Here is a 14,929-nt window from a genome sequence, read left to right as displayed (position 1 = left end):
CGGCGGCCCTGCTGCGCTGCAACGGCGGGCATTCCGGTGCAGCGCCGCGGATGCCCTGACCCGCCCTTCGTGAGCGTGCCGGGCCGGCTGGCTCGGCTCACACCAGCTGCAGCTCGAAGGCCTTCAGCACGGCACGCGTACGGTCCCGCACACCCAGCTTCGAGAGGATGTTGGACACGTGGTTCTTGATGGTGCCCTCGGCCACGCCCAGCGAATTGGCGATCTCCTTGTTGGAGAAGCCGCTGGCCATCAGCCGCAGGATCTCGGTCTCGCGGTCGGTCAGCGGGTCCGGGCGGTCCAGGCTGACGAACTCGTTGCGCATGTGCTCCAGCCCGGACAGCAGGCGCTGGGTTACCGCCGGCTGCACCAGCGAACCGCCATCGGCGACCGTGCGGATGGCACCGACGAGCTGCTCCAGCGAGACGTCCTTGAGCAGGTAGCCCTTGGCCCCGGCCTTCAAGCCGGCCAGCACCAGTTGGTCGTCGTCGAAGGTGGTCAGGATGATGGTGGGGGGCAGTTGGCCGGCGCGCGCCAGCGCCTGCAAGGCTTCCAAGCCCGACATCACCGGCATGCGCATGTCCATCAGCACCACGTCGGGCTTGACCTGGGGCACCAGGTCCACGGCCTGCTTGCCGTCCGCCGCCTCGGCCACCACCTCGATGCCGCCGTCCAGCGCCAGCAGGGAGCGGATGCCCTGGCGTACCAGGGTTTGATCGTCGACCAGACAGACACGGATCACAGGGTTCCTCCGGAGCTGAGCTCGGGTGTGGGTTCGGGTGGATGAACGGGAAGGGGCGCGAGCGCGGGGGCCGCGTCGCTGACGGGAAGGGCGATGTGCAGGCGGAAGCCCTGCCCCGGCCGGGTTTCGATGCGCAGTTCGCCGCCGTACTGGGCCAGGCGCTCGCGCATGCCGGTCAGGCCGTTGCCCGCCACCACGTGCGGGCTGCCGGCGCCGTCGTCGCGGGCATCGATCAGGATGCTTGCGCCGTCCCGCCGGCAGTGCAGCCACAGGTGGCGGGCGCCGGCATGGCGTACTGCATTGGTGATGATTTCCTGCGTGCAGCGGAGCAGCACGTGCGCCCGGTGCGGATCCTCGAGGGTCAGCGGCTCCTCGATATCCATGTGCATGGCCAGCGACGGCACCTTTTCGGCCAGCGGCAGCAGGGCCGCGCCCAGGTCGATCGCGCCGCTGTCGCGCAGCTGGCTGACCGCCTCGCGCACGTCCGTCAGGAGCAGGCGGGCCAGCGTGTGCGCCTGGCGCACATGCTCCTGGGCCCGCCCTTCGGTCATGTGGCCGGCCACTTCCAGGTTCAGGCTGAGCGCGGTCAAGTGGTGGCCCAGCAGATCGTGCAGCTCGCGCGAGATGCGCGTGCGCTCGTTCACGCGGGCACTTTCGGCCAGCAGCACCCGGGTGGCCCGCAGTTCGGCATTGAGCCGGCGCTGTTCCTCGCGTGCCTGCGCCTGCTGCCGCGCCACATAGGTGGTGATCAGCACGAAGGCCGCGAAGCCCACGTAGAACATCGACTGGAAGAGGGCCTCCCAGAAGTTGAAATCGTCGCGCGCCATGAACGACGGCACCAGCAGCACGTGCGCGGCGAGCAGCCAGGCGACGGCGAAACGCAGCTCCAGCAGCCACGGCAGCACGCCGGCCATGATCAGCAGCAGCACCGCGCCCAGCCCGGTCTGCGTGTAGAACCCCACGCCGATCGCGGTCGCCGTCAGCACCATCGCCAGCGGTACGTTCCAATGCGCCGGCAAACTGTCCCGCCGCCCATCCAGTGCCCGTGTCGCCAGCCAGTACACCGCGCCGAAGCTGAAGTAGCACAGGGCGGTGAGCGGCAGGTTGACCCCCTGCCCGTCCGTGCCGCTCGACGGCGGCAGCACCCACACATTCAGGATGATGGGAATCCCCACCAGGGCCCATGTGTAGAGCCCGGCGGCGCGCAGCAGGCGGGTATGGCTGAGTCGTCCCAACATCCCGGCATCTTAGGCGGAATCGCGGACGGCCATGTCCCAACTAAAGTCATGCCGACGTTGGAACGTGAGGTGGCCGGGTTCATCCCCGGCTCACCCGCGCCTCGCCGGTCGCGGCGGCCCCATGCGATAATCCGGGCTTGGCCGCGTGCCGCCCTGCAAGACCCGTTCGGAGTCAGGTAATGTCGATTGTCATCCGCGACGTGCGTGAGCACGAGCTGGATTCCGTCCTCGCCCTCAACAACAATGCCGGACTGGCGATCCTGCCCCTGGATTCGGCCAAGGTCCGCCGCTTCTACGAGACGGCCGAGTATTTCCGCGTCGCCGAACGCGAGGGCAACCTCGCCGGTTTCCTCGTCGGCTTCGGCTCCGGTGCCAGCCACGACAGCAGCAACTTCGCCTGGTTCGGCGAACGCTATCCGCAGTTCTTCTACATCGACCGCATCGTCGTGGCCAGCCGCCGTCGCGGCGGCGGCGTCGGCCGGGCGTTCTACGCCGACGTGCAGAGCTTCGCCGAACTGCGTTACCCGCAGCTGGCCTGCGAAGTCTTCCTCGACCACGGCGCCGACCCCGCCCTGCTCTTCCACGGCAGCTTCGGTTTCCGCGAAGTGGGCCAGAACGTCATGGAGGAAGCCGAAGTCCGCGCCAGCATGCTGATGAAGGAACTCTGCAGTTATCCGTGGGTGCTCGACACCTATGGCGACGGGCTGCCGGACGTCCCGTGGACCCGCACCCGCCTGCTGGCCGACGCCAGCGCCCAGCGGCCGACCGGCACATGAGCGTGACGCGAGCGCCCGTGGATTACGAACAGGCCGGTGAACTGAAGATCGGCCAGGTCGGCATCGCCAACCTCCGCATCCGCACCCTCGATGTCGATCAGCTGATCCGCGAAATGCGCGAGCGCGTCGAGCGCGCGCCCAAGCTGTTCGGCCGCGCCGCGGTGATCGTCGATTTCGGTGGCCTGACCCGGCTGCCCGACGCGGACACCGCGCGCGCCCTGATCGATGGCCTGCGCGGCGCGGGCGTCCTGCCGGTGGCGCTGGCCTACGGCACCCGCGAGACCGAAACCCTGTCCGAACAGCTGGGACTGCCGCTTTTGGCCAAGTTCCGCGCCCAGTACGAACCCACAGGCGGGGCACCCGCCCCGACCGCTCCCGCCCCGCGCGCGACCGTGGCCGAGGCCGCGCCTGCCAAAGCGGTCGCGGCCAAGGCCGCGGACAGCAAGCCCGGCCTGGTGCAGAAGACCCCCGTGCGCTCCGGCCAGCAGTTGTATGCCGAGAACCGCGACCTGACCGTGCTGAGCACCGTGGGGGCTGGCGCGGAAGTCATTTCCGACGGCTCCATCCACATCTACGGCGCGTTGCGCGGCCGTGCCCTCGCCGGCGCCCGCGGCAACGCCGAAGCCCGCATCTTCTGCCGTGAATTCCACGCCGAACTGGTCGCCGTCGCCGGCCACTACAAGGTGATGGAGGAAGTACCCAGCGAACTGCGTGGCAAGGCCGTGCAGATCTGGCTGGACCAGGACCAACTCAAGATCGTCGCGCAGGAATGAGGCGCGGCGTTAACCGAACATAAGAACGACCAAGGAGAACACCGTTGGCTGAAATCATCGTAGTCACGTCCGGCAAGGGCGGCGTAGGCAAGACCACCACCAGCGCCAGCATCGCGTGCGGCCTGGCGCGTCGCGGCAAGAAGGTCGCGGTCATCGACTTCGACGTCGGCCTGCGCAACCTCGACCTCATCATGGGCTGCGAGCGCCGCGTCGTGTACGACTTCGTCAACGTCACCCAGGGCGAGGCCACGCTGAAGCAGGCGCTGATCAAGGACAAGCGTTTCGAGACCCTCTTCGTGCTGGCCGCCTCGCAGACGCGCGACAAGGACGCGCTGACCAAGGAAGGCGTGGAGAAGGTGCTCAAGGACCTGGACGCTGACGGCTTCGACTACATCGTCTGCGACTCGCCCGCCGGCATCGAGAAGGGCGCGTTCCTGGCCATGTATTTCGCCGACACCGCGATCGTGGTGGTGAACCCCGAAGTCTCCAGCGTGCGCGACTCCGACCGCATCCTGGGCCTGCTGGATTCCAAGACCCGCAAGGCCGAAAACGGCGAAACGCTGAAGCCACACCTGCTGCTCACCCGCTACAGCCCGTCGCGCGTGGAAGGCGGCGAGATGCTGAGCATCAAGGACGTGGAAGAGGTCCTGGGCCTCAAGACGCTGGGCGTGATCCCGGAATCCGGCGACGTGCTCAATGCGTCCAACAAGGGCGAGCCGGTGATCCTGGAGCTGGAGTCGCCCGCAGGCCAGGCGTACGACGATGCCGTGGGCAGGCTGCTGGGCGAAGACCGTCCGCTGCGCTTCACCACCGTCGAAAAGAAAGGCTTCTTCAGCAAGCTGTTCGGAGCCTGATCATGGGCATGTTCGATTTCCTCAAGCCGAAGAAAGAAACCGCGTCCATCGCCAAGGATCGACTGCGGATCATCGTCGCGCAGGAGCGCACCACCCGCGGCGCACCCGATTACCTGCCGATGCTGCAGCGCGAGCTGCTGGAAGTGATCAAGAAGTACGTGAATGTCGATGCTGAAGCGGTCAACGTGAAGCTGATCAAGGAAGGCGAGCACGACGTGCTCGACATTTCGGTGTCGCTGCAGGAAGGCAGCGCCTGACCGCCGGGGCGGGGCTCTGCTCCGCCCTCGCCTGATTCGACCATGGATGTGGGTACAGACACCGTCGAACACGAGGTGATGCGGGTGGCTTCGCTGCCGTTCGCCGCGGCCGATGCCCTGCTCTCGCATTACGGACTGCGTCTGCATCGTGTCGACGACGGCGCGCCGATCCCCGGCAGCTTCTGGGGCGAACCCGAGGCCGGCGTCATCGCCCACAACGTGTACGTGCGCGGCGACACGCCCGTGCACTCGATGCTGCACGAAGCCTGCCACCTGATCGTCCTGCCGCCGGAACGGCGGGCGCAGGTGCACACCGACGCCACCGATTCGGTGATCGAGGAAGACGCCACCTGCTGCCTGCAGATCATCCTGGCCGACCAGTTGCCGGGCGTGGGACGTGGACAGCTGATGGCCGACATGGATGCATGGGGCTACACCTACCGGCTTGGCTCCACGCAGGCGTGGTTCGAGCGGGATGCCGACGATGCGCGCGCATTCCTGGAAGATCGTGGGCTACCTCACCGCTGAGGAAACCTTGATTGTGGGAGCGACGTCAGTCGCGAACGCCTGCCATGGCCGTCCGTGCCGCTCCAGCACCACGCGGCAGCATGGAGGAGGCACCTCTTCTCGTCAGGCTGCAGGCTTCCCGGCGAGGCCGCGCTTCGCGAATGACGTCGCTCCCACAAGACGGCGGGCCGCCGCACTTGCACCCCCTCCCCCACCCTCACTACCCTTCCGGTTCCTGCGCCCGCCGCATCCGAAGGACGTCCCGTGAAGCATCGCCACCTCCTGCTCGCTCTCGCCATCGGCGCGGGCATCGCCACGCTCGCCGCCTGCAAGAAGGATGAGCCTGCCTCCGAAGCGGCCGCTCCCGCCGCCCCCAAGGGCGAGACGGCCGACCAGTTCATCGCGCGCGTCAACGACGAACTCAAGAAGATGTACCCGGAACTGACCGCGGCGCAGTGGCTGTCCAGCACCTACATCAACGACGACAGCCAGTTGCTGGCGGCCAAGGGCAACGAGCGCTATCTGACCCAGCTCAACAGCTGGATCGCGCAGGCGAAGAAGTTCGAGGGCCAGCAGATGTCGCCCGAGACCGCGCGCGCCATCCAACTGCTGAAGCTGGCTACCGCGATGCCCGCTCCCAAGGATCCGGCCAAGCTGGCCGAATTGACCCAGATCGCCACGAAGATGGAAGGCACCTACGGCGCCGGCACCTACTGCACCGGCGAAGGCGAGGCGCAGAAGTGCCGGCAGTTGGGCGAACTCGAAGACGTCCTGCGCAGCAGCCGCGACTACGACGCGCAGCTCGATGCCTGGCAGGGCTGGCACACCATCGCGCAGCCGATGCGCCAGGATTACACCCGCTTCGTCGAACTGGTGAACGAAGGCTCGAAGGAAATGGGCTTCGCCGACGCCGGCGAGATGTGGCGCAGCGGCTACGACATGACGCCCGCCGAGATCGCCGCGGAAACGGACCGTCTCTGGGGCCAGGTCAAGCCGCTGTACGAGCAGCTGCACTGCTACACCCGCACCAAGCTGCAGGCCACCTATGGCGTGGAGAAGGGCCAGGTCAACGGCCTGCTGCCCGCGCACCTGATGGGCAACATGTGGCAGCAGGACTGGGGCAACCTCTGGGACGTGCTGGAACCGTACAAGGGCGCCGGCAGCCTGGATATCACCGGCGCGCTGGAGAAGCAGTACCAGGCGGACTACCAGGCCGCGCTGGCCAAGGCCGGCCCGAACCTGGGCACTGACAAACTGTTCCAGGCCGAGCGTGAGGCGAAGCTGCAGGTCGCCAAGCAGATGACCGAGCGTGCCCAAGACTTCTACACCAGCCTGGGCATGCCCAAGCTGCCGGAAAGCTACTGGGCCAAGACGCAGTTCATCAAGCCGATGGACCGCGACGTGGTCTGCCACGCCAGCGCGTGGGACATGAACATGAGCGGCGACGTGCGCACCAAGATGTGCATCAAGCCGAACGAGGAAGACTTCACCACCATCTACCACGAGCTGGGCCACGTGTATTACTACCTGGCCTACAACAAGCTGCCGCCGCTGTTCCAGACCGGCGCGCACGACGGTTTCCACGAGGCGATCGGCGACACCATGGTGCTGGCGATGACGCCGGACTACCTCAAGTCGATCGGCATGGTCGATGCCCCGCAGCAGAGCAACGAGGCGCTCATCAACGCGCAGATGCGCATGGCGCTGGCGAAGGTGTCGTTCATGCCGTTCGGCCTGATGATCGACCGCTGGCGCTGGGGTGTGTTCGACGGCAGCATCAAGCCGACCGACTACAACAAGGCGTGGTGGGAACTGAAGGCCAAGTACCAGGGCGTGGCGCCGGCCACGGCGCGCGGCGAGGATTTCTTCGACCCGGGTGCGAAGTACCACGTGCCCGGCAATACGCCGTACACGCGCTACTTCCTCTCGCACGTGCTGCAGTTCCAGTTCTACAAGGGCCTGTGCGATGCGGCCGGCCACCAAGGTCCGCTGTATACCTGCAGTTTCTACGGCGACAAGGCCGCCGGCCAGAAGTTCTGGGCGATGCTCGAGAAGGGCGCCAGCCAGCCCTGGCAGGGCACGCTGAAGGAACTGACCGGCACCGAGAAGATGGACGCCGGCGCGGTGCTGGAGTATTTCGCACCGCTGCAGGAGTGGCTGAAGCAGCAGAATGAAGGCCAGACCTGCGGATGGCAGGTGCCGGCCACGGCGGCTGCACCCACGCCGACAGCGCCGGCCAAGTCGTAAGCCACGAGGGCGGGCCGGCGACGGCCCGCTTCTTACCCACCGACTCCGTCACAAGGATGTCCGCGCATGCCCCGCTCCACGACGCTCAACCTGTTCGCCAGCCTGCTGCTGGCGGCTCCGTTCCTGGCCCATGCGGCGGTCACCGAGGTCGCTGGCGAGCCCAGCCGTACGCCGTCGCAGATGGCACCCGTCTGGAAGCTGGCGCAGTTCCCGGACCGCACTGCAACGCCACTGCGTTATCGCGAAATGGCGATCCAGCGTCTGGTGGACCTGCAGAACCGCAACGCATCGCCGCAGCTCAAGGCCACCCAGATCGGCATCGGCCGGCAGCTGGCCGGTGAGGGCATCGGTCGCAGCACGCCCGCGTTGCGTTGGATACCGCTGAGGTCCGGCGGCGCGGTTGCCCGCCTGCTGGTCAATTCACCCGATGCCCTCGGCTTACGCGTGGGCCTGCAGGTAACGGGCCTGCACCCGCATGTCGAACTGCGTTTCGGCGGTTCCGATACTCCGTCGCGCGTGGTCGCCGCCATCAGCGCCGCCCAGGCGCAGCAGTCCGCAGACGCACAGGGCATGTACTGGAGTCCTGCCACCGACGGCATCACGCAGATCATCGAGGTCTATCGTCCCGCTCACGTCAACGCGGCGCAGGCCCAGATGCAGGCGCCGCAGGTATCGCACCTGCTGGCCAACAGCGAGAACAACTTCAAGATCGTTGAGAAGATCGGCGAATCGGCGTCGTGCAACATCGACGCGGTCTGCCGGGTCGACAGCCTGGGACCCGCGTATGTGCAGGCGAAGAATGCCGTGGCGCACATGGTGTTCAATGCCTACACCACGTCGGGCGGTATCCACGGCACCTACATCTGCACAGGCACCTTGCTCAACGACACCACGCCGGGCACGCAGGTGCCGTGGTTCTACACGGCCGACCACTGCTTCTCCGGCGGCAGCAACGGCGTGCCGGTGCAGGACCGCGCCAAGGTCGCACTCAGCCTCAACACCTATTGGGGTTACGAGAACTCGACCTGCGGCACCAACAATGGCGTGAGGGCCAACCCGCTGACCGGGGGTGCCGATGTGATGTTCCATGATGCCAACGTCGATGCGCTGGTGCTGCGCCTGCGCAATCCGCCCCCGGCCTCGGCGACCTTCGCCGGCTGGGACGCCAGCCCGCTGGCCGCGAACGCGAGCGTGATCGCCCTGCACCATCCCTCCGGCGATGCGAAGAAGTACTCGCGCGGCCAGCATGTCACCGATGTCTACCCCGAAAACTACACCGTCGGCTGGCAGGAAGGCACCACCGAAGGTGGCAGCAGCGGCTCCGGCCTCTTCACGCTGTATCGCGACGGCAGTTACCGCCTGCGCGGCGGCCTGTTCGGTGGCAGCGCCAGCTGCGTCAACTCCGGCAGCCTCTCCACCACCACCAACCGCGACCACTACTCGCGGCTAGATCTGATCTTCCCGCAGATCAAGCAGTGGATCGCCGCCGACCCGGTCCGCGAGAACGGATCGCAGCCGCTGGTGCGTACCTCCGGTGCGGTCGCGCAAGGACAGGGCGCACGTGCCGTGCCGGCTGTCGCCACGCCGGCACCGGTGCGCGCGCCCGCGCGACGTGAGCGCCAGATCGCCCCGCTGCGCGAAGGCGTGCGCGAGCGCTGAGCCTGCCTTCGGTTGCATGCGAAAAGGCCGGCACATGCCGGCCTTTTTTCTTCGCACGCATCGGCTTCATCGTGGCCACACAGAGCGCCGCAAGAGTGCACACCACCTCCTGCACGCCACCTCCATGCCGACCATCCTGACCCACGCGCTGATCCCCTTGGCTGCCGGCGTCGCACTCGGGCGAAAACGCCTTCCGCCACGTCTGGTCGTCGCCGGCGTGATCGCGGCGATGCTGCCGGATGCCGACGTCGTGGCGTTCAAAGTGGGCATCGAGTACGCGCATGCGCTCGGCCATCGTGGCGCCAGCCATTCACTGGTGTTCGCCCTCGCCTGCGGTGCCCTCGCCGCAGGCGGTGCACGCCGGCTCAGGGCGCCGGCCTTCACGGCATTCCTGTTCATCGCCCTGTCCGCGGCTTCGCATCCGCTGCTCGACATGTTGACCGACGGCGGCCTGGGCGTCGCGCTGTACTGGCCGTGGTCGGATGCGCGCCACTTCGCGCCATGGCGGGTGATCGAAGTATCGCCCTTCGTGAACCGCTTCTTCAGCGCGCGCGGCGTGGAGGTGCTGCTGTCGGAACTGCGTTGGGTGTGGGTGCCGGTGGGGGTGATGGCAGGCTTGGCCGCGTGGCGGCGTCGCAGGGCGATGGGTGTGGGAGCGACGTAAGTCGCGATCGCTCAGCTTGAGCTCGTCAGAATCCGACCGCTCACCATTCGTCTACGAGGCGCCAGCGTACCGCGGCAGACTATCGCGACTTACGTCGCTCCCACACCGGAACTCGAGGGACGCTCAATTGACGTCCGGCGCCGATTCCGGCTTGTTCATCTTCATCTGTTCGGCCAGTTGCGCCTCGAACTGCTCGAGCGTCAGTCCCTGTGCCGCCGCTTCGATCACCGCGGTGTCGCGCAGTTCGTCCGAATAGACCAGGCGCACGGCGTTGCCCTGCGCCTCGTGCAGCGCGGCGGCCTGCTTGATCATCGCCAGCACCTCGGCCGCGCTGTCGGACGTGCCGGCGATGCGGCCATCCAGGCCCAGCACCCACACGCCCGCCTGGCGCACCACGCCCGCCAACAGCTCGCCCTCGGGGTTGCGCAGTTCGGCATGCGGCTCGATCGCCGGTGCGTTGGCGCGTGCCTGGTTGTGCGCCTTGGTCGCCTTGCGCTTCTTCGCCTCGCGGCGGGCTTTGGACTGGATCGACATGGGGTTCTCGCAGGACGTCAGAGTTGATCGGTGGGTTCGAGCGCGGCGGCGTTGCGCGGACAGGCCAGCCGGCGCCGGTGGGCATGCGCTTCCCACTGCCACATCAGCCAGCCCAGCAGCACGAAGCCGGCCATGCCGAGCGCCAGGTGTAGGCCATGATGGCTCAACAACGGCGACAGCAGTCCGGCGATCACCGCATTGATGATGAGATTGCTGAACGCCTGCAGCGACGACGCCGCACCGCGCTGGCGCGGGTACATGTCGAGGATGGCCAGCGTCAGGATCGGGAATACCAGCGCCACGCCCAGTGCCGCCAGCATCATCGGCAGCACCGCCCACGGCACGCGGATGGCATCGCCGGCCCAGGCGTTGTAGCCGACGTTGGCGACCATGGCCACGGCCATGCAGGCGTAGCCGATCCTCACCAGCCGCGTGCCTTCGATGCGTCCGGCGGCGCGCCCCGACAGGAACGCGCCCAGCACCATGCCCCCGATCGTGGGCAGGAACAGCCACGCGAACTGCTGTTCGTCCAGGTGCAGCAGGTCCATCACGAACGCCGGCGCCGACGCGATGTACAGGAACAGCCCGCCGAAACTCAGCGAACCCGCCGCCGCCAGCCGCAGGAAGCGCGGATTGCGCGCGATGCCCAGGTAGTCGCGCAGCAGGATGCGCGGCGACACCTTCAGGCGTGCCTCCGGCGGATGCGTTTCCGGCAGCCATCCGATCACGGCCACGATCAACAGCAGCGAGAAGCCCGCCAGGAACCAGAAGATCATCGGCCACGCGCTCCAGCCGAGGATCCAGCCGCCCACGATCGGCGCGATGGCCGGGGCGATGCCGAAGATCATCGACACCTGGCTCATCAGCCGTTGCGCGTCGTCGCCATCGCGGGCATCGCGGATCACCGCACGCCCGACGATGAAGCCCACGCCGGCCGACAGGCCCTGCACGGCCCGGAACAGCAGCAACGTACCCATGTCGGTGGCCAGCGCGCAGCCCACCGAGGCCAGCAGGAACACGACCAGGCCCCCCAGGATCACCCGCCGCCGGCCGAACGTATCCGACAGCGGCCCGTGCACCAGGCTCATCAGCGCATAGGTCAGCAGGTACACGCTGATGGTCTGCTGCATCGCCACCTTGTCGGCGCCCAGTTGCGTGCCGATGGCCGGGAACGCCGGGAAGATGGTGTCGATCGAGAACGGGCCGAACATCGCCAGCCCGCCCAGCAGCAGGGCCAGGCGGCGATTGGAGATGGCGTGGGGGGCACTCATTGCGGGAAAACTCCGGACAGGCGCCGCGCGGCCACATGAACAGGCCTCGCCGGGCTGCACATGGTAAGCCCAAACCGCCGGTGGCCCGCCCTGGCGGGCTATAATCCGCTGGCAACACCCGGTGGGAGAAGCCCGTCGTCCGCGACGTGCTGCCGAAGGCGCAAACGCCCGTAATCGCTCAGGCCCGATACCACCACTGCAACGACACTCTGGAGAGACCGGCCGCCCTCGCGGCAGCGCCGGCGCCGAAGGGGCACGAAGCACGCGACCTCCTCGTCGGCGCGCTTCCAAACTCTCAGGCAAAAGGACAGAGGGGCATCCCACGTGCGGCTTCCGCACGCTGGCCCTATTGCCCTTCCGGATGCCTCCCATGTCGAACACCCCCTCCCTGCGCGAGCTCGAGCACCACGGCGCGTTCCTCGAACGCCACATCGGCCCCAACGACGCCGAGATCGCGCACATGCTGCGCGTGGTCGGCCACGACTCGCTCGACGCGATGACCGACGCCATCGTGCCGGGCAGCATCAAGTCCGCCCAGCCGCTGGCCCTGCCCGCGCCGATCAACGAAGAAGAGGCACTGGCCAAGATCCGCGCCGTCGCCGACCGCAACCAGGTGTTCCGCAGCTTCATCGGCCAGGGCTACTACGGCACCCACACGCCCAAGGTCATCCTGCGCAACATCCTGGAGAACCCGGCCTGGTACACCGCCTACACGCCGTACCAGGCGGAGATCTCGCAGGGCCGCATGGAAGCGCTGATCAACTTCCAGACCATGGTGACCGACCTGACCGGCATGGAGATCGCCAGCGCCTCGCTGCTGGACGAAGCCACCGCCGCCGCCGAGGCGATGACGCTGGCCAAGCGTTCGGCCAAGTCGAAGTCCACCACCTTCCTGGTCGCCGGCGACACCCACCCGCAGACGCTGGAAGTGCTGGCCACCCGCGCCGAGCCGCTGGGCCTCACCGTCGAGGTCGTGCGCTCCACCGACGCCTTCCACGAGAAGCTGGCCGCCGGCGACTACTTCGGCGTGCTGGTGCAGTACCCCGCATCGAGCGGCTGGGTCGCGGACTGGTCGAAGGATGCCGACACGATCCACGCGAACAACGCGCTGTTCGTCGTCGCCACCGACCTGCTCGCACTGACGCTGCTGAAGCCGCCGGGCGAAATGGGCGCCGACATCGTCATCGGCAACTCGCAGCGCTTCGGCGTGCCGTTCGGTTTCGGCGGCCCGCACGCCGCGTTCATGGCCTGCCGCGACGCCTACAAGCGCAGCATGCCCGGCCGCCTGATCGGCGTGTCGATCGATGCCGAAGGCAAGGCCGCCTACCGCCTGACGCTGCAGACCCGCGAGCAGCACATCCGCCGCGAGAAGGCCACCTCCAACATCTGCACCGCGCAGGTGCTGCTGGCGGTGATGGCCAGCATGTACGCCGTCTACCACGGCCCGGAAGGCCTGGCGCGCATCGCCGGCCGCGTCGCCCGTCTGACCGCCATCCTCGCCGCCGGCCTGCGCACGCTCGGCTACCCGGCCGTACATGCCAGTGCGTTCGACACGCTGTGCATCGAGCCGGGCGACGCCCGCAACACGATCCTGGCACGCGCCCGCGACGCCCGCATCAACCTGCGCGTGCGCGGCAACGGCTCGCTGTGCATCTCGCTGGACGAAACCACCACCCGCGCCGACATCGATACGCTGTGGGGCGTGTTCGCCGGTGACGGTGCCACGCTGCCGTCGGTCGATGCGCTGGACGCCAGCGCGCCGTCGCTGATTCCGGCCGACCTGCGTCGCGGCAGCGACTTCCTGACCCACCCGGTGTTCAACACCCATCACAGCGAACACGAATTGCTGCGCTACATGCGTGCGCTCTCCGACAAGGACCTGGCGCTGGACCGCACCATGATCCCGCTGGGCAGCTGCACCATGAAGCTCAACGCCACCGCCGAGATGATCCCGGTGACGTGGCCGGAGTTCGGCAACATCCATCCGCTGGCGCCGGCCGACCAGGCCGCCGGCTACACGCAGCTGATCGACGAGCTGGAAGCGATGCTGGTGGAGTGCACCGGCTACGACGCCGTCAGCCTGCAGCCGAATTCCGGCGCGCAGGGCGAGTACGCCGGCCTGCTGGCGATCCGCGCCTACCACCGCGCGCGCGGTGAAGCGCATCGCGACATCTGCCTGATCCCCGAATCCGCGCACGGCACCAACCCGGCCAGCGCGCAGATGTGCGGCATGACCGTGGTGGTCACCCAGTGCGATGCCAACGGCAACGTCGACGTCGAGGACATCCGCCGCGCCGCCGAGAAGTACAGCGAGCGCCTGGCCGCGATCATGATCACCTACCCGTCCACGCACGGCGTGTTCGAGGAAGACGTGGTCGCCATCTGCGACATCGTCCACCAGCACGGCGGCCAGGTGTACACCGACGGCGCCAACATGAACGCCCTGGTCGGCGTGGCCAAGCCCGGCAAGTGGGGCTCGGACGTCTCGCACCTCAACCTGCACAAGACCTTCTGCATCCCGCACGGCGGCGGCGGCCCCGGCGTCGGCCCGTGCGCGGTGAAGGCGCACCTGGCGCCGTACCTGCCGAAGAAGCTGGGCGACGAAGGCGATGTGGGCATGGTCAGCGCGGCCAGCTTCGGAAGCGCCAGCATCCTGCCGATCAGCTGGATGTACATCACCCTGATGGGCGCGGCCGGCCTGCGCAAGGCCACCCAGGTGGCCCTGCTCAATGCCAACTACATCGCCAAGCGGCTGGAGCCACACTTCGAGACGCTCTACACCGGCCGCAACGGGCTGGTGGCGCACGAGTGCATCCTCGACCTGCGCCCGATCAAGGACCGCACCGGCATCAGCGCCGAGGATGTCGCCAAGCGCCTGATCGACTTCGGCTTTCACGCACCCACGCTGAGCTTCCCGGTCGCCGGCACGCTGATGGTCGAACCGACCGAAAGCGAATCGCAGCACGAACTGGACCGCTTCATCGACGCGATGATCGAGATCCGCGAGGAAATCCGCGCGGTCGAGGACGGCCGCCTGGACCGCGAGGACAACCCGCTGAAGAACGCGCCGCACACCGCCACGATGGTGATGGCCAGCGAATGGACCCACGCCTACCCGCGCGAACTGGCCGCCTTCCCGCTGGCCACGCTGAAGCTGCAGAAGTACTGGCCGCCGGTCGCCCGCGTGGACAACGTCTACGGCGACAAGAACGTCATGTGCGCCTGCATCCCGGTGGATGCGTACAAGGAAGACGTGGAGGCGTAAGCCGCCTCAGGCGGATCGTGGAAGGCCCCGCATCGCGGGGCCTTCTGCTTTCCGGGCCCGGGCATGCTCCGGTGGGAGCGACGCAAGTCGCGATGCTTTCGATCGAAACCGCGACGTCTCTTCGCGACTGACGTCGCCCCCACAG

General features: G+C 67.6%; 13 protein-coding genes and 1 riboswitch. Of the genes, 9 read left to right on the top strand and 4 right to left on the bottom strand.

All coding sequences use genetic code 11. The features are described from left to right. Window positions 1–97 precede the first annotated feature (97 nt). Together ASD77_RS11780 and ASD77_RS11775 are read right to left on the bottom strand one after the other, a co-directional pair. Window positions 98–739 (bottom strand): response regulator transcription factor, encoded by a 642-nt coding sequence (locus ASD77_RS11780; protein ID WP_055941750.1) that lies wholly within the window; start codon window positions 737–739, stop codon window positions 98–100. After that, window positions 736–1,977, bottom strand: a complete 1,242-nt coding sequence (locus tag ASD77_RS11775; protein ID WP_055941748.1) for a sensor histidine kinase — start codon at window positions 1,975–1,977, stop codon at window positions 736–738. Before ASD77_RS11775 ends, ASD77_RS11780 begins: the two co-directional genes overlap by 4 nt. 179 nt (window positions 1,978–2,156) lie before the next feature. On the opposite strand from ASD77_RS11775, the gene ASD77_RS11770 reads away from it, so the two are divergent. The 8 genes from ASD77_RS11770 (at window position 2,157) to ASD77_RS11735 (ending at window position 9,714) form a co-directional block, all read left to right on the top strand. Next, the gene (locus tag ASD77_RS11770; RefSeq protein WP_055941746.1) at window positions 2,157–2,753 is read left to right on the top strand and encodes a GNAT family N-acetyltransferase; all 597 of its coding nucleotides are present in this window, start codon (window positions 2,157–2,159) and stop codon (window positions 2,751–2,753) included. After that, a complete protein-coding gene (minC, locus tag ASD77_RS11765; protein WP_055941745.1) occupies window positions 2,750–3,526 on the top strand; it encodes a septum site-determining protein MinC in 777 nt (258 codons plus the stop codon). Before ASD77_RS11770 ends, minC begins: the two co-directional genes overlap by 4 nt. Window positions 3,527–3,570: 44 nt before the next feature. Beyond that, on the top strand, window positions 3,571–4,380 hold the full coding sequence (gene minD / locus ASD77_RS11760; RefSeq protein ID WP_055941743.1) for a septum site-determining protein MinD: 810 nt from the start codon (window positions 3,571–3,573) through the stop codon (window positions 4,378–4,380). 2 nt (window positions 4,381–4,382) lie between these two features. Next, the gene (gene minE / locus ASD77_RS11755) at window positions 4,383–4,637 is read left to right on the top strand and encodes a cell division topological specificity factor MinE (protein ID WP_055941742.1); all 255 of its coding nucleotides are present in this window, start codon (window positions 4,383–4,385) and stop codon (window positions 4,635–4,637) included. Between the two features lie 42 nt (window positions 4,638–4,679). After that, the gene (locus tag ASD77_RS11750; RefSeq protein WP_055941741.1) at window positions 4,680–5,165 is read left to right on the top strand and encodes a hypothetical protein; all 486 of its coding nucleotides are present in this window, start codon (window positions 4,680–4,682) and stop codon (window positions 5,163–5,165) included. 243 nt (window positions 5,166–5,408) lie between these two features. Beyond that, window positions 5,409–7,391, top strand: coding sequence for a M2 family metallopeptidase (locus ASD77_RS11745; protein WP_055941739.1), 1,983 nt, complete (start codon window positions 5,409–5,411; stop codon window positions 7,389–7,391). A 66-nt stretch (window positions 7,392–7,457) separates the two neighbouring features. Next, window positions 7,458–9,050 carry a hypothetical protein gene (locus ASD77_RS11740; RefSeq protein WP_055941736.1) on the top strand — a complete coding sequence of 531 codons (1,593 nt, stop codon included), beginning with the start codon at window positions 7,458–7,460 and terminating at the stop codon, window positions 9,048–9,050. Between the two features lie 124 nt (window positions 9,051–9,174). After that, window positions 9,175–9,714, top strand: a complete 540-nt coding sequence (locus ASD77_RS11735) for a metal-dependent hydrolase (RefSeq protein ID WP_055941734.1) — start codon at window positions 9,175–9,177, stop codon at window positions 9,712–9,714. A 123-nt stretch (window positions 9,715–9,837) separates the two neighbouring features. Here ASD77_RS11735 and ASD77_RS11730 read toward each other — a convergent pair whose 3' ends face one another. Continuing rightward, window positions 9,838–10,248, bottom strand: coding sequence for a hypothetical protein (locus ASD77_RS11730; RefSeq protein ID WP_055941732.1), 411 nt, complete (start codon window positions 10,246–10,248; stop codon window positions 9,838–9,840). A 17-nt stretch (window positions 10,249–10,265) separates the two neighbouring features. Next, window positions 10,266–11,519 (bottom strand): multidrug effflux MFS transporter, encoded by a 1,254-nt coding sequence (locus ASD77_RS11725; protein WP_055941730.1) that lies wholly within the window; start codon window positions 11,517–11,519, stop codon window positions 10,266–10,268. Between the two features lie 199 nt (window positions 11,520–11,718). Then, window positions 11,719–11,840: riboswitch (glycine riboswitch) on the top strand. A gap of 40 nt (window positions 11,841–11,880) precedes the next feature. Here ASD77_RS11725 and gcvP point away from each other — a divergent pair. Next, complete coding sequence (gcvP, locus tag ASD77_RS11720; RefSeq protein WP_200947394.1) at window positions 11,881–14,784, top strand: aminomethyl-transferring glycine dehydrogenase; 2,904 nt, start codon at window positions 11,881–11,883, stop codon at window positions 14,782–14,784. Window positions 14,785–14,929 lie beyond the last annotated feature (145 nt).

Source organism: Pseudoxanthomonas sp. Root65, assembly GCF_001427635.1.
Taxonomy (GTDB): Bacteria; Pseudomonadota; Gammaproteobacteria; order Xanthomonadales; family Xanthomonadaceae; genus Pseudoxanthomonas_A.
Note: the sequence above shows the minus strand (reverse complement) of the source record. Positions and strands in the feature narration are given on the sequence as shown.